This window comes from Pedobacter sp. Leaf216 (assembly GCF_001421515.1).
In the GTDB taxonomy this organism is placed as follows: domain Bacteria; phylum Bacteroidota; class Bacteroidia; order Sphingobacteriales; family Sphingobacteriaceae; genus Pedobacter.
The window spans coordinates 15,619-39,146 of the sequence record NZ_LMKM01000035.1; the positions used below are offsets into that span (position 1 = coordinate 15,619).

General features: G+C 38.2%; 21 protein-coding genes. 12 read left to right on the plus strand and 9 right to left on the minus strand.

From position 1 onward, the window contains the following. The first annotated feature begins 4 nt into the window (after positions 1-4). From ASE74_RS20730 to fabF, 3 genes are read left to right on the plus strand one after another with little or no spacing between them, the layout of a single operon-like run. The gene (locus ASE74_RS20730; RefSeq protein WP_055913420.1) at positions 5-775 is read left to right on the plus strand and encodes an SDR family oxidoreductase; all 771 of its coding nucleotides are present in this window, start codon (positions 5-7) and stop codon (positions 773-775) included. Positions 776-788: 13 nt separating this feature from the next. After that, positions 789-1,007 (plus strand): DUF2798 domain-containing protein, encoded by a 219-nt coding sequence (locus ASE74_RS24600; RefSeq protein ID WP_082458882.1) that lies wholly within the window; start codon positions 789-791, stop codon positions 1,005-1,007. A gap of 11 nt (positions 1,008-1,018) precedes the next feature. Next, positions 1,019-2,269: a beta-ketoacyl-ACP synthase II gene (gene fabF / locus ASE74_RS20735; protein WP_055913423.1), complete on the plus strand. Its 1,251-nt coding sequence runs from the start codon at positions 1,019-1,021 to the stop codon at positions 2,267-2,269. A gap of 347 nt (positions 2,270-2,616) precedes the next feature. Here the strand turns inward: fabF and ASE74_RS20740 are convergent, their stop codons facing one another. Beyond that, on the minus strand, positions 2,617-3,267 hold the full coding sequence (locus ASE74_RS20740; RefSeq protein ID WP_055913426.1) for a YceH family protein: 651 nt from the start codon (positions 3,265-3,267) through the stop codon (positions 2,617-2,619). Positions 3,268-3,440: 173 nt separating this feature from the next. On the opposite strand from ASE74_RS20740, the gene ASE74_RS20745 reads away from it, so the two are divergent. The 5 genes from ASE74_RS20745 to ASE74_RS20765 all read left to right on the plus strand — a co-directional run bounded on the left by ASE74_RS20745 (position 3,441) and on the right by ASE74_RS20765 (position 8,687). Further along, the gene (locus ASE74_RS20745) at positions 3,441-4,064 is read left to right on the plus strand and encodes a (2Fe-2S)-binding protein (protein WP_055913429.1); all 624 of its coding nucleotides are present in this window, start codon (positions 3,441-3,443) and stop codon (positions 4,062-4,064) included. Then, positions 4,061-5,044, plus strand: coding sequence for a xanthine dehydrogenase family protein subunit M (locus ASE74_RS20750; protein WP_055913432.1), 984 nt, complete (start codon positions 4,061-4,063; stop codon positions 5,042-5,044). Before ASE74_RS20745 ends, ASE74_RS20750 begins: the two co-directional genes overlap by 4 nt. Positions 5,045-5,046: 2 nt before the next feature. Beyond that, positions 5,047-7,170 carry a xanthine dehydrogenase family protein molybdopterin-binding subunit gene (locus tag ASE74_RS20755; RefSeq protein WP_055913435.1) on the plus strand — a complete coding sequence of 708 codons (2,124 nt, stop codon included), beginning with the start codon at positions 5,047-5,049 and terminating at the stop codon, positions 7,168-7,170. 136 nt (positions 7,171-7,306) lie between these two features. Further along, positions 7,307-7,552 (plus strand): hypothetical protein, encoded by a 246-nt coding sequence (locus ASE74_RS24850; RefSeq protein WP_157255494.1) that lies wholly within the window; start codon positions 7,307-7,309, stop codon positions 7,550-7,552. An 88-nt stretch (positions 7,553-7,640) separates the two neighbouring features. Next, positions 7,641-8,687 (plus strand): NAD(P)-dependent alcohol dehydrogenase, encoded by a 1,047-nt coding sequence (locus ASE74_RS20765; protein WP_055913441.1) that lies wholly within the window; start codon positions 7,641-7,643, stop codon positions 8,685-8,687. 1,022 nt (positions 8,688-9,709) lie between these two features. Here the strand turns inward: ASE74_RS20765 and ASE74_RS20770 are convergent. The 4 genes from ASE74_RS20770 to ASE74_RS20790 all read right to left on the minus strand — a co-directional run bounded on the left by ASE74_RS20770 (position 9,710) and on the right by ASE74_RS20790 (position 13,335). After that, on the minus strand, positions 9,710-11,323 hold the full coding sequence (locus tag ASE74_RS20770; RefSeq protein WP_055913444.1) for a S8 family peptidase: 1,614 nt from the start codon (positions 11,321-11,323) through the stop codon (positions 9,710-9,712). A 293-nt stretch (positions 11,324-11,616) separates the two neighbouring features. Beyond that, positions 11,617-12,213 carry a DUF4142 domain-containing protein gene (locus ASE74_RS20780; protein WP_055913450.1) on the minus strand — a complete coding sequence of 199 codons (597 nt, stop codon included), beginning with the start codon at positions 12,211-12,213 and terminating at the stop codon, positions 11,617-11,619. A 58-nt stretch (positions 12,214-12,271) separates the two neighbouring features. Next, entirely contained in the window at positions 12,272-12,718 is a 447-nt protein-coding gene (locus ASE74_RS20785; RefSeq protein WP_055913453.1) for a GNAT family N-acetyltransferase, read from the minus strand. Between the two features lie 125 nt (positions 12,719-12,843). Next, positions 12,844-13,335: a YajQ family cyclic di-GMP-binding protein gene (locus tag ASE74_RS20790; protein ID WP_055913455.1), complete on the minus strand. Its 492-nt coding sequence runs from the start codon at positions 13,333-13,335 to the stop codon at positions 12,844-12,846. A gap of 76 nt (positions 13,336-13,411) precedes the next feature. On the opposite strand from ASE74_RS20790, the gene ASE74_RS20795 reads away from it, so the two are divergent. The 3 genes from ASE74_RS20795 (at position 13,412) to ASE74_RS20805 (ending at position 17,083) form a co-directional block, all read left to right on the plus strand. Further along, on the plus strand, positions 13,412-14,041 hold the full coding sequence (locus ASE74_RS20795) for a hypothetical protein (RefSeq protein WP_055913457.1): 630 nt from the start codon (positions 13,412-13,414) through the stop codon (positions 14,039-14,041). 100 nt (positions 14,042-14,141) lie between these two features. Continuing rightward, positions 14,142-16,202: a polyphosphate kinase 1 gene (gene ppk1 / locus ASE74_RS20800; RefSeq protein WP_055913459.1), complete on the plus strand. Its 2,061-nt coding sequence runs from the start codon at positions 14,142-14,144 to the stop codon at positions 16,200-16,202. Then, positions 16,202-17,083, plus strand: coding sequence for an exopolyphosphatase (locus tag ASE74_RS20805; RefSeq protein WP_055913462.1), 882 nt, complete (start codon positions 16,202-16,204; stop codon positions 17,081-17,083). The genes ppk1 and ASE74_RS20805 overlap by 1 nt, the downstream gene beginning before the upstream one ends. A 442-nt stretch (positions 17,084-17,525) precedes the next feature. On the opposite strand, the gene pgl is transcribed toward ASE74_RS20805, so the two are convergent. The 4 genes from pgl to ASE74_RS20825 form a co-directional block, all read right to left on the minus strand. Next, the gene (gene pgl, locus ASE74_RS20810) at positions 17,526-18,251 is read right to left on the minus strand and encodes a 6-phosphogluconolactonase (protein ID WP_055913465.1); all 726 of its coding nucleotides are present in this window, start codon (positions 18,249-18,251) and stop codon (positions 17,526-17,528) included. 65 nt (positions 18,252-18,316) lie between these two features. Further along, positions 18,317-19,831, minus strand: coding sequence for a glucose-6-phosphate dehydrogenase (gene zwf, locus ASE74_RS20815; protein WP_055913468.1), 1,515 nt, complete (start codon positions 19,829-19,831; stop codon positions 18,317-18,319). 30 nt (positions 19,832-19,861) lie between these two features. After that, a complete protein-coding gene (gene gndA, locus ASE74_RS20820; protein WP_055913471.1) occupies positions 19,862-21,277 on the minus strand; it encodes an NADP-dependent phosphogluconate dehydrogenase in 1,416 nt (471 codons plus the stop codon). Between the two features lie 86 nt (positions 21,278-21,363). Beyond that, positions 21,364-22,119 (minus strand): ROK family protein, encoded by a 756-nt coding sequence (locus tag ASE74_RS20825; RefSeq protein WP_055913474.1) that lies wholly within the window; start codon positions 22,117-22,119, stop codon positions 21,364-21,366. A 164-nt stretch (positions 22,120-22,283) separates the two neighbouring features. Here ASE74_RS20825 and ASE74_RS20830 point away from each other — a divergent pair, with 164 nt between their 5' ends. Next, the gene (locus ASE74_RS20830; protein WP_055913477.1) at positions 22,284-23,504 is read left to right on the plus strand and encodes a sterol desaturase family protein; all 1,221 of its coding nucleotides are present in this window, start codon (positions 22,284-22,286) and stop codon (positions 23,502-23,504) included. The last annotated feature ends 24 nt before the right edge of the window (positions 23,505-23,528 follow it).

A 23,528-nucleotide genomic window follows, 5' to 3' on the forward strand; every position in this document is an offset into this window, starting at 1 on the left:
ATAAATGAAAACTTCAAAAAATACCGTTTTATTAATCGGTGGAACAGCTGGTATCGGCTTGGAAATTGCAAAACAATTAACTGCATTGGATAACCATGTAATTATAACCGGCAGAAATCAGGAAAGGTTAACTGCAGCAGCAGCTTCATTGCAAAATGTAACTACCATACTATCTGATGTAAGTAAAGCTGAAGATGTTGACCATTTGGTGAATACAATTAAAGAAGATTTTCCTCAACTGAATATCGTAATCAATAATGCTGGTAGAGCAATACTGTACGATTTAGCCGATCACAATCAGGATGCTTTTGCAAATGCAGAAGATGAAATGTTAACCAATTACCTGTCTATCATCAGAATAAATCAAAAGTTATTACCTATTTTAAAGAAACAGGCAGCATCGGCAATTGTAAATGTATCATCAGTTGTGGCTTATGTGCCAGGGGTTACTTTGCCAACTTATGCCGCTAGCAAAGCAGCACTACATTCATACAGCACTTCCTTAAGATTAAGTTTGTCAGAAACAGCGGTTAAAGTTTTCGAATTAATGCCTCCACTGGTAGATACCGAATTTTCGAAAGAAATTGGTGGACATAACGGCATCAAACCTGCTGTTGTTGCGGATGAATTTTTAGCTGCATTAGCCAACGATGAATTCGAAATCAGGGTGGGAGATACTGCAAAGATTTATGAATTATTCAGACAATCGCCTGATGATGCTTTAAACCTGTTGAACGCAAATAGACAGGCCTGGATCGATTCTGTAGAAAATTAATCACTTGGCAGGAATGAAAAAGAAGGTGGCATTTGCATTTATTATGGCGGTTTTTACTACAGGAATAGTTACTTTCGCGGCGATAAGTGTTAATCTTGGATTTACATCGGCTTTTATGAGGGTTTGGTTAAAATCGTGGGGCATTTCTTATATCGTGGCCATTCCTGCCATATTAATTATTTCCCCACGCGTACAATCATTGGTCGATTATTTATTCAGGAATGTTGACTAAAAATTATTAAAATGAATAGAGTAGTAGTAACAGGTTTGGGCGCTATAACCCCTTTAGGCAATAGTGTAGAAACGTTTTGGCAACAAATATTAGCCGGAAAAAGTGGCATTGGCCCGATTACAAAATTTGATTCGAGTAAGTTTAAAACGCAGTTTGCTGGTGAAGTGAAGGGTTTCGATCCTGAAAAATACCTGGAGAAAAAAGAAATCAAAAAGTACGATCTTTTTACGCAGTATGCAATTGGCTCAACCGATCAGGCGATTGCAGATGCAGGATTGGATTTTAGTACAATGAGTAATGATGAACTTGCTGAAGTTGGGGTAATTTGGGCCACTGGTAATGGTGGTATTGGTACTTTTGAGGCGCAATTGGAAGAGTTTCATGCAGGAGACGGAACGCCAAGGTTCAATCCATATTTTATTCCTAAAATGATTGTAGATATCGCAGCAGGGGCCATTTCTATCCGTCATAAGTTGCGTGGCCCTAATTATTGTACCGTATCTGCATGTGCATCATCAAATACAGCTATTATTAATGCTTTTGATACCATTCGATTAGGTAAAGCAAGTGTAATGATTGCCGGTGGCTCAGAAGCTGCATTAACGAAATCATCAGTAGGAGGTTTTAATGCAGCGCAGGCATTGTCTAAAAATAATGAAGATCCACAAGGTGCATCCAAACCTTTTGATAAGGATAGGGATGGTTTTGTGATGAGTGAAGGTGCAGGTGCCCTTATTTTAGAGGAGCTAGACCATGCATTGGCTCGTGGTGCGCACATTTATGCAGAGATTATTGGTGGTGGAATGGCTGCTGATGCTTATCATTTAACCGGCACACCTCCTGATGGAATAGGTGCTGCTTTAGGGATGACAAAAGCTTTAAAAGATGCAGGAATTACGGCTGATAAAATTGATTACATCAATGCACATGCTACTTCAACTGGTTTGGGTGATTTAAGTGAATTACAGGCAATTAATACAGTTTTTAATGGATTGCCAGTTGTAATTGGTGCAACAAAATCGATGACAGGTCACCTGCTTGGTGCGGCCGGAGCAGTGGAAAGTGTAATTAGTGTTTTATCCATTAGGGATAATGTTATTCCGCCAACAATTAATACCAAAAATTTAGATGAAAGTATCCCTAAAGGATTGAATATTGTGTTGGGAGAACCGATTGAAAAAGAAATAAATTATGTTTTGAACAACACATTCGGTTTCGGTGGACATACGGCCAGTACGATTTTTAAAAAGTACGAGGCTTAATTGATTTGTTGTTCCTAGTTGTTTAATTAGGGACTTATAAAGTGTTTGGTTAATCACCAAGCACTTTTTTTGTTTTAGATTTGTTTTGAGTCGATGCGTCATTTTCAACTTGATTGGGAATTGTAATGCAACAAGCTTTAAGATTACCACCTGCGTAAGAATGACGATCACTAAAAAATTTTATACTGTTCTCGGCGTCTCGCTAAGACGCTAATAATTTTCTTCCACGGAAACAAAGAAGCACTGAAATGTAATATAATAGCCTTCAACTACGCTCAGACTGATAATCGCTTGAGATTATCCCAATGGGTGAGAAACCAATGAACAATTGTAAGTGAACAAACGAACTATTTATCCATCAGTAAATTAACCAGTTCTTTTAATTCCTCTACTTCAAGTTCCAGCTTTTCTATCCTGTTTTCCAGTTCAGTTGAATCAAAGGTTGCAGGAGCAGTTACATCAGTTTCTGGTTCAGTAGTGGTTTCGGCCTGCTCACCCAATAGATGAATAAAACGGGCTTCTTTTTGTCCGGCTTTTTTAGCCAGTTGCTTTACAAAGGCAGGTTCCTCATCGGCTAATTTTTGAAGTTGTTCCAAAACTTCTTCAATGCTTTCAAATTCATACAACCTTCCTGAATTGTTGTTAATTTCGCCTGGCGTTAGCGGTCCACGTAAAAGTAATAAACAGATAATGGCCAATTCGGAAGGCACTAAAGGATATGCTATTGCAAGATTATGCTTGTATTTAGTTGCCCTGCTCGATCCGCCTGTAGCAGTGGATATTAAGCCTTTTATTTTAAGTTGGTTCAGTGTTAAGGTTATGGTTTCTTCATCGTAATTTACAACCGGATTTCGTGAGCTTTTTTGGTTACAGGCAGCTGTTAAACTATTTAAAGTCATTGGGTAATAGTCTGGCGTAGTTCTGCTTTTTTCTATTAACGCACCTAAAACACGTTGCTCTTCTGCTGATAAATCGGGTAGTGGTTTTACATTGTCCATTTTATAAAAGTATACATTGGTTGAAGATTTTAAAAATTATTTTGCTAATGGTTTACGCTTAATGAGTTATATGAAAATATTACTGAATAGAACAATTCTAAATTTCTGATTTACTAAAATTTGAGGTTTAGAATTGCGAACTTAGAAAAAATCCCTTATCTAAATATTAAATTATGAAATCTTCTGATCAGAAACCAAATCAGGGCGATAGCAGACGCGATTTCCTTAAGAAAAGCTCTGTGATCACTGCGATTGCTTTAACGCCTGGCGTTGCGGTAAAGGCTGCAGAAAACAATGCTGATGAGCGTTTTGCCGAGCTGTTTGAGAAAATTCCCCTAAACCTTACGGTTAATAATAAAGCCTATAAAACCTCGGTAGAGCCAAGGGTAACTCTTTTGGATTACCTGCGTGAAGAATTGCACCTCACGGGAACTAAAAAGGGCTGCGACCATGGGCAGTGCGGTGCTTGTACCGTTCATGTTGATGGGCAAAGGGTAAATTCGTGCCTCAGTTTGGCCGTAATGAATGAAGGCAAAAAGATTACTACAATAGAAGGTTTGGCAAATGGGGATACTTTGCATCCTATGCAGGCTGCCTTTATTAAACACGATGGTTTTCAATGCGGATACTGTACGCCGGGGCAAATTATGTCGGCGGTGGCCTGTGTACGCGAAGGGCATACCAATTCGAGAGCAGAAATAAGTGAATATATGAGTGGAAATATCTGTAGGTGTGGAGCTTACCCAAACATTGTTGATGCAATAGTTGAAGTTAAGGAAGGAGGAGCAACAGTATGATCAATTTTCAATACTTAAGAACAACCACGGCAAAATCTGCAATTGCTTTATTGGGAAAGGATAAAAATGCAAAGTTCCTGGCCGGTGGTACAAACCTTATCGATTTAATGAAAAGAGGGGTTTCGGCACCCGAAAAGCTCATTGATATTAACCACGTTCCGCTGAAACAGATTGAACAGGTAGGAACTAAAATCCATATAGGTGCTTTGGCATCAAACACAGCCGTGGCAGATAGCGCGTTGATTAAAGAAAAGCTTCCTTTACTTTCGTGGGCCTTACAGGCAGGTGCATCTGCACAATTGCGAAATGTAGCTACTGTTGGTGGTAACATGATGCAGCGTACCCGTTGCGGCTATTTTTATGATACTGAAATGCCTTGCAATAAACGCCAGCCAGGTACAGGTTGTGGAGCCATGGAAGGTTTTAACCGCATGCATGCAATTTTCGGAACTTCAGCACAGTGTATTGCCGTTCATCCTAGCGATATGTGCGTGGCTTTAATTGCTTTAGATGCCGAAGTTGTGCTGGCTAACAGTAAAGGAGAACATAAAATTTTATTTAAAGATTTTCATCGCTTACCCGGAGATATGCCCCAGTTAGACAATAACTTAAAGGCAGATGAAATGATTATCAGATTGGAGATTCCGACAAATAATCTTGCTAAAAACTACCATTATCTTAAAGTCAGAGATCGTGCATCTTATGCTTTTGCACTGGTATCAGTAGCTGCAGCATTAGAAATTAACAACAATAAAATTACCGATGTACGCTTGGCTATGGGCGGTGTAGCACATAAACCCTGGCGTTTAACGGCATCCGAGAGTTTCTTAAAAGGAAAGGAAGCTACCCAATACAATTTTGAACAAGCTGCTCAGTTGGCCATGAAAGATGCCAAAGGATTTGGTGGAAATGATTTCAAACTTAAACTTGCACCAAATACAATTATCGAGGCCTTAAATCTTGCAAAATCGAAAGCTTAGTTATGGAAAAGAGAATTTTAAAAGACGATAACGACCGTGTAGATGGCTTTTTAAAAGTTACCGGACAAGCTAAATATTTTGCCGAATATGAACTGCCCGGCCTAACGTATGGTGTTTTGGTTACAAGTACCATCACCAAAGGTAAAATTACGGCATTGGATACCAAAGCAGCAGAAAAAGCCCCGGGTGTTATTGCCGTGGTTTCGCACCTTAACAAACCATCTGCAGCTGCTTACGAGCAGGAGGGCGGACCACAGATGAAGATTTTTTATACGGATAGAATCTTTTATAATGGCCAACCGATTGCCATTGTAGTGGCCAATACCTTCGAAAGGGCAACTTATGCGGCTTCGCTGGTTAAAGCAACGTATGCAAAGGAAGAATTTAATACCGATTTCGAAAAGGCTTTAAAAGATCCGAAAGCGAAAAAATTTCAAGGTCAGGCTGATTACAAGCGCGGTATCGAAAACGCTTATAAAACGGCAGAAGTAAAGGTAGAAGAAAGATATTTTTTACCCATTGAAACACATAACCCAATGGAGCTCCATGGCATCATTGCCGATTGGCGGCCAAATAACCAATTAACCGTTTATGCTAAAACACAGGGGGTAAAAGCTACTCAGGGCACAATAGCCAATGTTTTTAAAATCCCGATGGAAAATATCCAGGTCAACTCAGAATTTGTGGGCGGTGGCTTTGGTATGGCATTGCGTACCTGGCCATTGGAAATTGCAACTGTAATGGCTTCGAAACACATTGGTAAGCCAGTAAAGCTTGTGGTTACAAGGATGCAGATGTTTACAATGGTTGGTAACCGGCCTGCTGCAATACAAACCATTGGTTTAGGTGCAAATAAAGATGGTAAACTAACCGGCATTACCCACAGGGCATATGGCGAAACATCCAGCTATGAGAATTTTACTGAAGGAGTGGTAAACATGGCCAAGTTTATGTACCAGTGTGATAATGTAAATACATCTTATGCCATTGTACCGGTTGATCTTGGTGTACCGATCTGGATGCGCGGACCAGGCGAAGCAACGGGGGCATTTGCCCTCGAAAGTGCAATTGATGAGATGGCGCACGCTTTGGATATGGATCCATTGGATTTCAGAATAAAAAATGATCCGGAAACCGATCAGCAAAAAAACAAACCTTTTTCGAGTAAGAATATCAAAGAAGCTTATAAAATTGGTGCTGATAAAATAGGATGGAACAATAGGAAAAATAAGCCGGGAAGTTTAACTGAAGGGCCATGGCAAACGGGTTATGGAGTAAGTGTGGGTGTATTTAATGCGAATAGAGGTAAGGCCAGCGTTAAAGGGATTTTGAAAGCAGATGGCTCTTTACTTTTGCAAAGTGCAACAAGTGATATTGGGCCTGGTACAGGTACTGGTATGACTTTAATTGCAAATAAAGTGATGAACATCCCGGTAAATAAAATCACTTTCGAACTTGGCGACTCATCATTGCCGCCTGCACCAAGCCAGGGAGGTTCGGCAACACTTTCTACCGTTGGTTCGGCTGTAAACGATGTTTGCGTGGCTTTAAAATCAGCGGTTGCAGAGTTAGCCGCAAATTCAAATATGGATGCCACAGCTAATTTTGTTGATGTACTGAAAAAAAATAACCTTCCTCATATAGAGGTAACCAAAGAAAGCCAGGGAGGAAAGGAGCGCGACAATTACTCAATGTATTCTTTTTCAATTCATTTTGTTCAGGTTAAAGTGCATTCGCTTACAGGTGTGGTTAAAGTAAGTAAAATTGTTTCAGTGGGCGATTCTGGTACTATCGTTAGTCCGAAAACGGCCCGCAGTCAAATGCTGGGTGGTGCTGTTGGCGGTATCGGAATGGCTTTAACTGAAGAATCGATTGTTGATCACCGCTATGGAAGATACATTAATAATAACTTCGCCGATTACCATGTTCCGGTAAATGCTGATGTGCCAGAAATCGATGTTAATTTTATCAATAAGCCCGATCCTTATATTAATCCAATGGGTGCAAAAGGTATGGGAGAAATTGCTTTAATCGGCTTTTCTGCCGCAGTAGCAAATGCGGTTTTTAATGCAACAGGGAAAAGAATCAGAACTTTACCAATTACACCAGATAAGATATTGGCGTAGTTTATTTAGTTACCGGCATATTGTTGAGAAGCAAATTTTATAGCCTTACTAATGGCAATACCTGGAAAAGATTGCTCTTTGCCCCAGGAAATGATGTTTATGATGCTATTAAATTGATTTAATTAAAATCAGGTGCGTGATTAGTGAATGCACAGGCGATAATATAAAAAGCGGGGGCGTTAATATAAAAAGCAGGGGCGTTATTATAAAAAGCGGGGACATCATTATAAAAAGCGGGGGCGTTAATATAAAAAGCGGGGGCATCATTATAAAAAGCGGGGTCATCATTATAAAAAGCGGGGGCGTTAATATAAAAAGCGGGGGCATTAATATAAAAAGCGGGAGCAATAAAATAGAATCCATAGCGGTATTTATAGATTAATTGCAACAAAATGGCACCTGCTGAAATGAACCGGCTATGACGAAGCCTAAATGTTAATCTCCTAGATTTGGGCAAAATTTAAGATATTATGATAGCTGCAAAAGGATATGCTGTTCACAGCAAAACTGATAAATTGGCTCCATGGAATTTCGAAAGAAGGAATGTTGGGCCGAAAGATGTATTAATTGAAATTTTGTTTAGTGGCATTTGCCATTCCGATATTCATCAGGTGAGGAGCGAATGGGGACCTGCCCGTTATCCGATGGTTCCGGGACATGAAATTGTAGGCCGGATTACAGAAGTGGGATCTGCTGTTTCAAAATTTAAAGTTGGCGACCTCGCTGGTATTGGTTGCATGGTTGATAGCTGTAAAGAATGCCCAACCTGTAAAGGCGGCCAGCAACAGTTTTGTGAAAAAGGAGAAACCGTTTGGACGTATAATAGTGTTGAAAGAGATAAAACTACGCCAACATATGGTGGTTACTCAAATAAAATTGTTTGTACAGAAGAATTTGTGGTACACGTTGCCGATAACCTTCCATTAGCGGGTGTAGCACCATTGTTATGTGCTGGTATAACCACCTATTCGCCAATTAAAAGATGGGGAATTACCAAAGGCCATAAAGTTGCAGTATTGGGTTTAGGCGGTTTAGGCCACATGGCAGTTAAATTTGCTGTCGCTTTTGGTGCAGAAGTTACGGTATTAAGTACTTCGCCATCAAAAGAGGAAGATGCAAGAAAATTAGGCGCGCATAACTTTGTGATCACCAAAGATGCTGAACAGTTGAAGAAATACGCCAAGCATTTCGATTTTATCATCGATTCAGTTTCTGCACCGCACGATTACGAAATGTATTTTAAGTTATTAAATGTGAACGGTGTACATATCTGCGTTGGCATACCTGCCGAGCCGATAAAATTTCCAGGTTCTGGTTTGATGCAGGGCAACAGGGTTTTAACCGCTTCGAGTATTGGTGGGATTGAAGAAACACAGGAGATGCTTGATTTCTGTGCCGCACATGATATTGTTTCAGAAGTGGAAGTGATCAATATCAACTACGTTAACGAAGCCTATGAGCGGGTATTAAGCAGCGATGTAAAATACCGTTTCGTAATTGATATGGATACGGTATAATTAGAGAAGTCAAGTTTAATGGGCAATATGCCTATCAAAAAGACTTCTCCGAATGTTATACAAAAAAGCGTCCTGATTTTACATCAGGATGCTTTTTTTTTTTTATTAAATAATGGCTGTAAGATTCTTCGACTTGCTCAGAATGACAAATTGAGATAAAATACTCCGTGTTTCTGTGATTCCGTGGCAAAAGAATCAACCTACTACCATTGACAAGCTGTTTTAATAGTCCTCGTTTGTAACGAGGATTTTTGAGGTACGCATTTGCAATGCGAAAATAATTCCTTTAAGAGCGATAAAATTGCTTTACTCGTACATCCTCATTACAAACGATAACGATGTAGAAGATTGCTTCGTCGGCTGAAAAACTTTAATAGTCCTCNATAATTCCTTTAAGAGCGATAAAATTGCTTTACTCGTACATCCTCATTACAAACGATAACGATGTAGAAGATTGCTTCGTCGGCTGAAAAACTTTAATAGTCCTCTTTTGTAACGAGGATTTTTGAGGCCCGCATTWGCAATGCGAAAATAATTCCTTTAAGAGCGATAAAATTGCTTTACTCGTACATCCTCATTACAAACGATAACGATGTAGAAGATTGCTTCGTCGGCTGAAAAACTTTAATAGTCCTCNCTTTAAGAGCGATAAAATTGCTTTACTCGTACATCCTCATTACAAACGATAACGATGTAGAAGATTGCTTCGTCGGCTGAAAAACTTTAATAGTCCTCGTTTGTAACGAGGATTTTTGAGGCCCGCATTTGCAATGCGAAAATAATTCCTTTAAGAGCGATAAAATCGCTTTACTCGTACATCCTCATTACAAACGATACCGATGTAAACAATATGCCTATCAAAATGACTTCTCCGAATGTTATACAAAAAAGCATCCTGATTTTACATCAGGATGCTTTTTTTGTTTTATTAAATAATGGCTGGAAGATTCTTCGACTTGCTCAGAATGACAAATTGAGATAAAATACTCCGTGTTTCTGTGATTCCGTGGCAAAAAATCAACCTACTTTGCAGTTGCTTTACCAGTGTATGTTGCTGCTAATTTTAATGCATTATAAGTATTTACGATACCACCGCTAATACAAAGATCAGAGAACGGAACCGAAACTTTTTCTGCTCCAGGCTCTTCACCTTTTGCGTACTCCACGTTGTGGTTCACTTTAGTTACCGATTTAACAATGATTTCTTTAACCTGTGCTGCTGTTAATTTTGGATAATACGAACGGATTAAACCAGCTAAACCAGCTACAACAGGAGAGGCCATACTGGTTCCATCAAGGTTTTTGTATTTAGAGCCTGGCACGGTAGAATAAATCTGAACACCAGGAGCGAAAACATCAACCTGTTGTTTGCCAAAGTTAGAGAAGCTTGCTTTAAGCGTTTCATCATCTTTCGGACCAGAAGCACCAACAGTGATCCATGAAGCAATGGTTTTTTCGTCTAAATCTTTATGGTTAGGAAAGTTGTTTTCTACATCAATATTTTTGTTTTCGTTACCAGCTGCCTGTACAATTAATACATCTTTAGAAGCTGCATATTTCATCGCTTCGTTTACAATTTCCTTGTTCCAGCTGTAAGCTTTACCAAAACTCATGTTGATCACTTTTGCACCATTATCTACCGCATAACGGATGGCATTGGCAACATCTTTATCCCTTTCATCACCATTTGGCGTACAACGCACACCCATAATGGCAACATTATCAGCCACACCTAAAATACCAAGTTTGTTGGTTCTATCAGCAGCTATAATACCTGCTACGTGCGTGCCGTGCATGGCATCAGGTCCGGCTACATCATTATTGCCATAAAATTTCTCTTTTACATTGTTCGGGTCATCACCAACTACGGAACGAGGATCGTAATCAAGATTTAAGTTGTAATTGGCCTGGCGGGTATAGTAGTCTAAACCTTCAACAATCTGATCTTCATAAAAATCTTTAAAGCTGCCTTTTTCAAGCTGTTGGGTTAACACACCCTGAATTCTGCCTTCAATTTCTGTAGCTGGTTTAAAGTTTTTAAAGTCTTCGATAGTTGGGTTTTCCTTACCAATTTTCTTTACCACAGCATCTAAAGCAGTTTTAAAGCCAGTTATGCCAGCAAGATTCTCTTTAGCTTCTGCCAGTTGCTTTTCTAAATCTGCTCTTTCTGCTTTAAATGTTTCGTAATCTTTTTTGTCCTTTTCAGCAACATTTGCATCCGTAGTATTTGCAAATCGAGCCTGATCGCGACGTACTAAACGGGTTAACTCCAGTGTTTCGAAGTTTACGGATTCCTTTGGTCCACCAATAAAATTCCAACCGTTAATGTCGTCGATATAACCATTTTTATCATCGTCTTTTCCATTGCCCGCTATTTCTTTGGTATTAACCCACATAATCCTTTTCAGGTCTTCATGCGTAGCTTCAACACCACCATCATTAACTGCAACAATAACTTTTACTGATTTTTTACCTTTTAAAAGCTCTTTGTAAGCTTTTTCGGTACTGATCCCAAAAGTGGTATCACTTTTAAGGTCAAGGTTTTGCCAGTTGGCTTTTTGCGCATTGGCTAAAGTTGGCAACGCACTTAAGAAGGCTGCACTTATAAGGGCGCTAAAAATTCTACTCTTATTCATTTATGTATTTTAGTATTAAACGTCGAAAGTTAATTTTAATTTTTTTATTGAAAGAAAATGTATTAAAAATAATGGTTTTGGCATGTTTTGTTGTTGATTCCGATTTTATTTTTCTTAAATGAGATCGTCATGTTCAATTTATTTCTGCTTCTTTTATGCAAAATAGATCCTGAAATAAATCCGATAGCTATCCGATCAGGGTAATGCCTGCCTGCGCCTAAATGAAAGAAATTTTGGTTAAAAAAAAATCCTGAAACGTTTTTCAGGATTTTCATCTATATAAATAATACGATCTACTTCAAATTGGCCACAATTTTTTTGGCCATTTCATCATGCGATTGTATCACAGTTAAAGTATTGGTTGCCCAGGTTTTTACTGCCTGATCGCGGTTTTCAGTTCCCTGTTTAAAAAGTGCAACGGTTTTATCATGGTCGGTAACCATCATATCCATATAATGTTTATCAAAGGCTGCTCCAGTCATTTTTTTCATTGCATCGATGTGGATCTGATCTTCGGCCGGAAGTGCATCAGGAGTAATGATTTTTTTATTTACAGCCAAAGCTTTCAACTCGGTATTTGCTTTGGTATGATCGGCCAGCATTTTAGCTGCAAAATCTTTCACTTCGGCACTTTTGGCATTTTTTTGAGCAATCTTTGCTGCTTCAACTTCCATAATACCGCCAACGGCTGCTTTTCTTAAAAAGGTTGCTCCAGCTTCGTCAACCCCAGTTTCTGTGGTTTCTGCACCTGCAACATGATTTCCGTTTACCATGGTGGTATCGCCCGAAACACTGTCTTTTGTAGTTGCTGATTTTTTATCCGCAGTTTGGCAAGCCTGGAAAGAAATGGCCAAGGCAAAGGCTGTAGACAATAGAAATATCTTTTTCATGTTTTCTTTTATTTTGATGTGTATTGAAAACAAGAGAACTTAAAAAAGGTTTTTACCGTTAATCCTGCACTTGTTTATAGATGTTTGGATTGGCGATAGCCATTTGTCTTTCAGGATTTTGGATCTGTGAAAAACCAAACTGTTCATATAGGCCATGCGCATCTAAAGTAGCCAGTTGATAACGTCTTAAACCCTGCAAATCTGGGTGGAAGATCATAAATGACATCAATTTTTTTGATAAACCCAAACCGCGGTAAGTTTCTTTGATATACACATCGCAAAGCCAGCCAAAAGTAGCCTTATCGGTTATCCACCTTGCAAAACCAACCTGCTCAGGGCCCTTGTAAATACCAAAACACAACGAATTTTCTATAGAATGTTTTACCGTTGCAAGCGGGATGCCTTCTGCCCAATAAGATTCTTCACTCAAATATTGGTGTATGGCTTCAATATCCAAATGCGCTTTATTATCTGAAAATATGAATCCGTTTTCGCTGATTTCCATTTTTAATGCTAGTTAACCGTTTAATTGTAAAAGTTGATTATCGTAAATCAGTTTACTGGTGAATCATATGATAGGCTTATCGAATGGATAAGTAACCAATTTACCAGTTTACGCAATTAACCTTATTAGTTACGCATATTTATAAACTGCAGGGGTTGACCAAAATCTTGATTTCTGCAAAGATTGATTACAGCTTGCAAATCATCAATTTTCTTTGCTGTAACACGAACCTGATCATCCATAATTGATGGCTGCACTTTTAATCCGCTGGCTTTAATTTTTGCCACAACTTTTTTTGCGGCTTCTTTATCCAAGCCCTCTTTAATGCTGATTTCTTTTCTGATCATGTTGCCAGAAGCCTGGTGCTCATCACCAAAATCGAGACTTTTTGGATCTAAATTTTGTTTCATCATTCGCGAAATAATAGAACCTTCGATGGCTTTTAAACGCATATCATCTTCGGTTACGATGGTAACAACATTTGTTTTTTTATCCAGATCGATGGTGCTTTTTGAGCCGTTGAAGTCGAATCGGTTTAAAATTTCCTTTTTAGCATTGTTAATCGCGTTGTCTAATGTTTGCGCGTCAACTTTACTTACTATATCAAAAGAAGGCATGGTTTTAGCTTTAAAGTAAAAAAATAAGTAGATTTAATAGAAATTAATCCATCCTCACAAAAAAACGAAAAATAATATGAAAACCACTAAGCCGAAGTCTCAAAAAAAAATCACCAAAAAAGAAGTTAAGAAACAATTGGAGCAATCTATTACAGATAAGTTTCTGGATGTGATTAAAAGCTTAGGTCATGATGTATCTGAAATTAGCACAGAGGTTGGGAAAGCAAGTAAGCGTGTGGCCAGAAAATTAACTAAAAAATTCACAATCGTTAAGGCCGATGTTGGTCAGAAAATTGATGATTTATTACATGCCTCGAAAGAAAAGGCAAAAGAGGCTAAAAAACCAGTTGTTAAGGCAACAACAAAGGCAGAGAAATCTGCAGCAAAAGTGGTAAAAAAGGCTGTTGCAAAAGCCAAACCTGTGGTACAGAGCATTAAGGTAGCTGCCATAGAAACAGAAGAAAAGGCAGAAAAAGTATTGGCAAAGCCAGTTGCAGCAGTAGAAGAAGCCGTAGCAGCATCGCCATCTGTAGCTAAAAAAGCATTAACTACAGCAGCTAAAGCCCCTGCAAAAGCAGCAGCAATAGTTAAAAAAGCTGTGGCACCTGTGGCTACACCAGAAAAAGCAACTTCGGTTGTTAAAAAAACAGTAGCTAAAGCTGCGCCAGCGGTTAAGAAAGAAGTGAAAACACCAGTTAAAAAATAGATTTGTTAACATTAAAGCGTGGATGAATTAACATCGATTTAACAAATTAATGTGCAGTTTTGAACATCCCTGTTATGGCAGGGATTTTTTATTTTTTTAAATGAGCAATAAGAAGATCCCATTTTTTAACCGAGAGATAAGTTGGCTTTACTTTAACGATCGCGTATTGCAGGAAGCAGCCGATGAAACCGTGCCGCTTATCGAAAGGATTAAGTTTCTATCAATATTTTCTTCCAACTTAGAAGAGTTTTATCGGGTTCGTGTGGCTACAATGACCAGGTTAACGAATTTAAACGATAAAGCAAAAGCACTTTTGGGCTTTAATCCCAAGAAAATTCTTAATGAAATCAAAAACATTGTGGTAAAGCAGGAAAGAAAATTCGACCAGCTATTTCAGGCCACTTTGATCAATGAACTTGCGCAAAACAGAATTTTTATTCTAAATGATACACAACTCAACGTAAGCCGGGGTGAGTTTGTTAAAAACCACTTTAGAGATAAGATTTTATCCAACGTAGTGCCGATTATGCTGGATATGGAGAAGCCTTTTCCAGAACTTAAAGACAGGTACCTTTATTTCTTTGTTAAACTTTCGAAAAAAGATACAAAAATTAGAGAAAAGTATGCTTTAATTGAAATTCCACCGAATTTGCCAAGGTTTTTGGTGCTGCCAGAAACCAACGACCTGAAATTTATTATACTTGCTGAAGACATTATCAGGTATTGTTTAGATGATATTTTTTATGTTTTTACCTACGATAATTTAGAGGCTTATTCGATTCAGTTAACACGTGATGCTGAACTGGATATTGATAAAAATATCAATGATAAATTTATTGAAGATTTAAAAAGCAGTTTGGAAAAGCGAAAAAAGGGGAAACCCATGCGTTTGCTTTACGATTCTGCTATGCCTTTAAATATGCTTACTGTTTTGGTAAATAAACTTAAACTCGAAGCCGAAAGTTTAATTCCAGGCAACCGTTACCACAAATTCGGCGATTTTATTGCTTTCCCAAATGTGGGTAAAAAGGAGCTGGAATATGCGCCAAACGTGCCGCTTAAGGTGCACGATCTGCACCGCACACAAAGCATGTTTAATAAGGTAGCCCAACGTGATTACCTGGTTAATTTGCCCTACCAATCTTACGATTATATTATTCTGTTTCTGCGCGAAGCGGCCCTTGACCCTAAGGTAACCGAAATACAGATTACTTTGTACCGCCTCGCCGAAAATTCGAAGGTGATTAACGCACTGATCAATGCCGCTAAAAATGGCAAAGCTGTTTCGGTTTTACTAGAGTTAAAAGCACGTTTTGATGAGCAGGCGAATATTTTCTGGACTACCCGTTTGATGGAAGAAGGGGTGAAAGTAAATTATGGTTTAACTGATTATAAAGTGCATTCTAAAATCTGTTTGGTAAAACGGATGGAAAAAGAAAAACCTGTTTATTATGCCAATTTGGCCACAGGTAATTTTAATGAGAAAACAGCAGGTTTATATTGCGACCACAGTATTTTTACCGCTAAAAAAGAAATTACAAACGATTTGGTGAAGCTTTTTGATGCCCTGAGCAAGAGAACAGTAACCAAAGGTTTTAAACACCTGATTGTTTCGCCTTTAGAAAGCCGTTCAAAGCTGGTTAATTTTATCAACCGCGAAATACGAAATGCCAAACAAGGAAAGTTGGCTTACATCATGTTAAAAGTGAATAGTTTAGCTGATGAGGGCATTATTGCAAAACTGTACGATGCCAGCAATGCAGGGGTTAAAATTCAACTTATTATCCGTGGTATTTGTTGTTTAGTGCCTGGTGTGAAGGGATTTAGCGAAAACATTACAGCCATCAGTATTATCGATAAGTTTTTAGAGCATGCCCGTGTGTATATTTTTGGCAATAATGGAAAAAACGATATGTATTTATCGTCTGCCGATTTAATGAGCCGAAATTTTGAACACCGTGTAGAAGTGGGTTTTCCGGTTTTAGATCATGATGTGAAACAGGAAATTCAGGATATTATCGATCTGCAATTGCAGGACAATACAAAATCGCGGCAGATAAACGCCTTAAATAACAATAAATACCATAAAAACAGGTTAAGCAAAAAAATAAGGGCACAAGTAGACATTTATAACTATTTAAAAACCAAGCATCAATCATAATGTTAAGATACGCAGCTATAGATATCGGTTCGAATGCCGTGAGGTTACTCATTGCCGATATCAGTAAACAGGACGGAAAATATAAATACAAGAAAAATACTTTAATCCGTGTGCCTTTAAGATTGGGTGATGATGCATTTTTGGATCAGTACATTTCGGATAAGAAATCTGCAGATCTGGTGAAGACCATGACTGCATTTAAAAATCTGATGGATGTTTATCATGTTTCAGAATATTTGGCCTGTGCAACATCTGCCATGCGGGAGGCTAGCAATGGTCAGGATATTGTTAAGCTGATTAAAGAACAAACAGACGTTACTTTAGAGATTATTGAAGGGCAGCGCGAAGCAAATATTATATATGCCAATCATATTGAAGAAGAATTGGACGAAAATAAAACCTATTTGTATATTGATGTTGGTGGTGGCAGTACAGAGTTGTCGGTTTTTGTAAAAGGAACACCTGAGGCTTCACGCTCATTTAACATTGGTACAATCAGGATGCTTGATAACCAGGACAAAGAAGAAACCTGGGATGAGATGAGAGAATGGGTGAAAGAGCACACAAAGGCTTATAAGCACCTTGCAGGCATTGGTACTGGAGGTAACATTAATAAGCTATTCCGGATGTCTGACGAAAAGGAAAACGCGCCTTTATCTTTGCAGAAATTAAATTCGATGTATAACAAATTAACCAGTTATTCATTAAAAGAAAGGATTAACACATTAGGACTAAATCCTGACCGTGCGGATGTGATTATCCCTGCCTGCGAAATTTATTTAACTTTAATGAAGTGGACAGGCATTAAGCAAATTTATGTGCCTAAAGTGGGGATGGCCGATGGGATTATTAAATTGCTGATTGAAGAGAAGCTGGATTAGATTGTAGTTATTGGATTGTCAATTTAATCGAAACGGAGGAACGATAAGTTTTATGAGGTAATCGTCTTCCTGAACTTGTTTCAGGATGTTTTTGCAACGAAATACATTCATGGATTTTAGGCCCTGAAATAAATTCAGGGTGACGCGTGTATTAGGTAAATCGTCCTCCTGAACTTGTTTCAGGATCTTTATGGCTCAAATACATTAATGGGTTACAGGCCCTGAAATAAATTCAGGGTGACGCGTGTATTAAGTAAATCGTCTTCCTGAACTTGTTTCAGGATCTTTATGGCTCAAATACATTAATGGGTTACAGGCCCTGAAATAAATTCAGGGTGACGCGCGTGTTTTAGGGTGACGCATATTTTTCAGGGTGACGCACGTATTAGGTAAATCGTCCTCCTGAACTTGTTTCAGGATCTTTATGGCTTGGAATAATTATTTAAGATTCTAAAAGCGACACGGCCTTATCATCTACAAACCAGGTCAATTTACCATCGATTGGGTTAATTAACTGAGAAGGGTAGGTATCTACATCTTTGTGTTCATCGCCGATTACATGTTTCAATGCTTCAGCTTTGTTTTCGCCAAAAACTAAAAATGCCACATTATCAGCTTTATTAATTAAAGGTGCAGTAAAACTGATCCGGTAAGTATCTAATTTTTCTACATATACAGAAGCTACATTTACTTCTTCATCTTCTACCAGTGTAGTATGAGGGAATATAGAAGCGGTGTGTGCATCATCGCCCATGCCTAAAAGAATCAGATCGAAAACAATGTCTTCTCCGTTGAAATGCTTGTCAATCGCTTTTTTATATTCAATCGCTGCTTTTTCTGGAGCTAAAGTTGTATTTACATAAAAAATATGGTCTTCTTTGATTCCTAATGGATCTAAAATGGCTTTTTTTGCCATTAAACCATTATAATTATCATCATCTGCCGGAACATTGCGTTCATCTCCAAAGAAGAAATATACTTTTTCCCAATCAATTCTATGTTGACCTTCGGTAGCAAGTAAATGATAGAGTGCTTTAGGAGAACTACCGCCTGTTAAAACGAAATTAAAGCGGTCGTTTTCTTCGATAGACATTTCTGCAATTTTAATTACATAATCCGCCAGATCCTGATTAAGTTCTTCTAATGTTTTATATATGAGTAGATTCATGTTGTAGTGGTTAATAGTTGATGGTTCATGGCTAGAGACTATCAGGCCATGAACCATCAACTTATTTATTCTTTATTCTTCAAAGGCAGGTTAAACCAATGGAAACCATCTCTTGCAATAAGTGCTTCTGCTTCTTCCGGTCCCCAGCTATCGGCAGGATAATTAGGGAAGTTGATTGATTTTTTGCTTTCCCAGGTATTTAAAATTGGCATTACCAACTCCCAGGCTGCTTCTACCTGATCGCCACGCATAAATAACGTTTGATCGCCCATCATCGCATCCAGTAACAAGGTTTCGTAAGCTTCAGGTGTATCACCTTCGTAGGTTCCTTTGTAATCGAAAACCATATCAACAGGATTTAGCACCATATCCAAACCTGGTCTTTTGGCCTGTACCTGCATACGGATACTCATTTCTGGCTGAATACTGATTACCAATCTGTTTTGCTGCCAGTTTTCGGTTACACCTGATGAGAAAATCTGATGTGGTACATCTCTAAACTGAATGGTAATTAATGATGAAGTTTGGTTTAAGCGTTTTCCTGTTCTCAAATAGAAAGGAATGCCCTGCCATCTCCAGTTATCGATATGAAATTTAACTGCTGCAAAAGTTTCGGTGTTGGAGTGAGGATCTACACCTTTTTCCTGGCGGTAGCCCGGAACTTCTTTGCCTTCTACCCAGCCTTTACTGTATTGGCCCCTAACGGTATGGAAACGGATATCTTCAGCAGAAAAAGGACGCATTGCTTTTAAAACCTCTACTTTACGGTTTCTGATTTCGTCGGCATCGAAGTTAATCGGAGCTTCCATTCCGATTAAACAGAGTAATTGCAACAGGTGATTCTGAATCATATCTCTTAACGCACCAGAACCCTCGTAATAGCCACCACGATCGCCTACGCCTAATTGTTCTGTTACCGAAATTTGAACGTGATCTATATACGATCTGTTCCATAAAGGCTCGAACAAGGCATTTGCAAAACGGAAAGCCATCATATTTTGAACGGTTTCTTTACCTAAATAATGATCGATACGGTAAATCTGTTTTTCAGTAAAAATGGTAGCCAATAAAGCATTAAGCTCTTTTGCCGATTCTAAATCATGGCCGAAAGGCTTTTCGATAACAATACGGCTGTTGTCTTCATCCTGGGTAAGTTTGTATTTTTGCAAGCATTCTGCAATAATAGGGAAGAAGTTAGGGGCAACTGCGAGGTAGAAAATTACCTGTGTACCTGCACCATATTCTTTTTGATATTTTTCTACAGCTGCTTTTAAATTTTCGAAGGTTTTTGGCTGCGCAAAATCAGTTGGGCAGTAATGCATTGTTTTTGTAAAATCGTCCCACTTATCTTTTTTTACTTTTCCACTGCGTGAAAACTGATTTACGGCATCTTCTAAGGCAGCTTTATAGCTATCGTCGGTAAATTCGGTTCTACCTGTACCAATAATGGCAAACTTATTTGGCATGTAACCCTCTATAAACAAATTATATAGGGCAGGTGCTAATTTTCTTTTGTTTAAATCACCTGTTCCACCAAATATTACAAAAATGGTAGGGTTTAATGCAGTTTTGCTTTTCATTTTATGTTGTTGTTCGTGAATCTATTAGGGTTATGATAATTTATTCCAGTCAGCATGGAAAACACCATCTTTATCAATACGCTCAAAAGTATGTGCGCCAAAGAAATCTCTTTGTGCCTGGATTAAATTAGAAGGCATGCGGCCTGTGGTAATGGTATCGAAATAGGTTAGGGTTGATGCAAATGCAGGAATACCTAAGCCAGAACTGATACAGGCACCGATTGTTTTGCGTGTGCCGCTTAATGTTCCTTTAATGATGTTTTGAATACCAGCATCACCGAATAAATGTTCTAATGAATTGTTTTTCTCGTAAGCCTGATAAATATCTTCTAAAAATTTGGCCCTGATGATACAGCCACCACGCCAGATTTTTGCAATTTCCTGTAACTGTAAATCGTATTTATATTCTTTTGAAGCCTGAACCAATAAGTGCATACCCTGCGCATAGGCACTGATCATAGCAAAGTAAAACGCATCTTCAAGTTCTTCAATGGTAACTGCTATCTGGGTATCTTTTTTGCCAAAAGCCTCTTCTAAAGAAACCCTTAATTGTTTAAACTTGGATAAATCGCGGTTTGAAACAGCCTCGTTAATGGTTGGAATTGGCAATTGAAGTTCCATTGAAACCTCTGAGGTCCATTTTCCGGTACCTTTTGAGCGGGCTTCATCTTTAATCTGATCTAAAAGATCATTTTGAGTTTCTGCATCTTTAAAAACAAAAATTTCAGCAGTAATTTCTAATAAGAAAGATTGCAACCTGCCTTCGTTCCATTTTTTAAATACTTTGTATATATCATCGTTGGAATAGCCTAAACCATTTTTCAGGATTCCATAAACCTCGGCAATGAGTTCCATAATGGCATATTCAATTCCATTATGTACCATTTTAACAAAGTGACCGGAAGCACCCGGGCCAATGTAGGTTACGCAAGGATCGGTTCCAACTTTTGCTGCTACCGCATCAAAAACATCTTTTACTACATTGTAAGCTTGTTTATCGCCACCTGGCATCATACTCGGACCAAAACGTGCGCCTTCTTCACCTCCAGAAATACCCATGCCGAAGAAATGCAAACCATCTTTCTCCAGTTCATCAACGCGGCGGTTGGTGTCGGTAAAATGAGAGTTACCGCTATCAATGATAATATCGCCTTTGCTTAACAATGGTTTTAATTCTGCAATAACACTATCAACAATTGGTCCGGCAGGCACCAGTAAAATCAGTGTACGTGGCGTTTGCAAGCTTGCAATAAAAGTTTCAATATCATCAAATCCTTCCAGATTGTGCGTTTTGCCTTCTTCTTCAAGTTTCGAGATCATTTTTCTGTCTTTATCGTAACCTGTTACAGAGAAGCCTTTATCAGCCATGTTTAACAATAAGTTTCGGCCCATTGTGCCTAAACCGATCATTCCCAATTTATATTTTTTTGAATCGTTACTTGCCATTTTTTATTTTTTAGGTTGCACCCAAAATTAGGGTTTACAAATTAATATTGCAGATATTGTTGTTAAAAGATTGTAATAAAGATCAATTATTTTTCAGGCTCAACAGTGAAGATGTTGTACTTATCGGCCAGTTTCCAAAGCTTGGCACCACCTTTAATTCCATCTCTGTTGGTTACAATTCTAATATTGCTTTCCAGTTTAAAATCTATCTGTTTAGAATTACCGCCACCTATATATAAGGTATCGTAATTAAAAACTGTTTTGTAGATTTCGATTACTTTTTTAAGCCTTTTATTCCAACGTTCTGAACCGATTTTTTCGAAAGCTTTATTGCCTATATAATCATCGTAATCTTCATCCTTATTAATTGGCAAGTGTGCCAGTTCTAAATGTGGCAACAATTCTCCATCAAACAACAATGCAGTACCAAAACCGGTACCCACTGTAAACACAATTTCAAAACCTTTACCTTCTACAACGCCCAAACCTTGCTGATCGGCATCATTTACCAGCCGTACCGATTTGCCCAGTTCGTTGGCCACGCGTTGGGCAAGGTCTACATCAGCCCATTTATTTTTAGCCAGGTTTGGAGCGGTTTTAACTATTCCGTTTTTTACATAGCCAGGAAAACCGATTGAAACACGGTTGTAGGTGTTCGGAAAGGGGGCAATTAGTTCAACAATACCAGAAACAATGTCTTTAGGTGTAGCTTCGGGCGGAGTTTTACTTTTTATATATTCGGTAAGCATGTTTCCGCTTTCATCCAAAAGAACCGTTTTAATGCTTGTGCCGCCAATATCGATTGATAATATATTGTTTTCAGCTTTTTTCTTTTCAGCCATAGTAGTGTATTTATAATTTCGAAGTTCTACAAATAAATTAAAACGACAAACATTAAATCACTATCGAAGTAATTTATGTGTAATAATATATTCTATAAAATCTATGTATTTAATAGAATATATTTAAGTTTGTTCCGTTAAACTAAAATTAGACCAAAGTTGTTATGACGGTAAATTACCTTGCATTCGCTATTCCGGCGTTTTTTATTTTTGTATTTATAGAGTTTAAAATAGCCCGGCATCAAAAAAGGGCAGAGGTATTTAAATATGAAAGTACGGTAGCAAATTTTAGTGTAGGGATTGCCGAGAGGTTGTTGAATTTATTTATTGCAGCCAGTTTTTATCAGACTTATAACTGGGTTTACACCAATTATGCCATTTTTGATATCAGCACCAAATGGTACGTATGGATATTGCTATTGTTGGCTACAGATTTGGTTTGGTATTGGTACCACAGGTTGGGGCATGAAATTAACTTTTTATGGGCAGCACATATTGTGCATCACCAAAGTGAGGAATTTAATTTATCGGCAGCAGCAAGAATCACCACTATCCAGGCTATTTTTCGGAATGTATTCTGGTGTATTCTTCCATTGATCGGCTTTCATCCGAATATGATTATTGCCATACTATTGGCACATGGAGCCTATTCTTTTTTTACCCATACCCAATTGATTGGGAAGCTGGGCTGGTTGGAAAACATACTGATTACACCTTCCTTACATGGCGTTCATCATGCTTCTGATGAGAAATACCTGGATAAAAATTATGGAGATGTTTTTGTGTTTTGGGATAAGCTTTTTGGTACTTTTCAAAAGGAAGAAGAAGCTCCGAAATATGGTTTAACACATCCCATTAAAAGTTATAGTTTTTTATGGCAGCATTTTCATTATTACCTCGAAATTGCAGAGGCTTACAAGCGTGCGAATGGTTTTAAAGCAAAATGGGATGCCGTTTTTGGTAGTCCGGCTTTGATGGATCAGAATATCCGGCCAATTTTAGAAGCGCGCTATTATCAGAACAAAAAGCAGGAAGTGGCCAAACCTAAATTTAAAATTTACTTAAATATCCAGCTGTTTATTGTGGTGGCCATGCTTACTACAGCAACTTTATTTTATGGCTTTTTAACACCAGTAAACAAGGTTGCGATCCTTATATTTATTTTGGTTACGCTTATAAATATAGGCGCACTGTTAGAGCAGCGCAAATGGATTTATTACCTGGAATGTTTCAGGCTGATCTTAATATTTGGCTTCTTTTTTTACACTTATAATCTACTTGGTTTTTTAATATTTCCCGTTATTATTTTAATTACACTTGAGCGGGCATTCTCTTTACGTAAACTTTACATGAAACATGTTTTTGAGTATGTAAAAGCCCGTTAGTGTTATTTCTTTAGCTTTCGATTT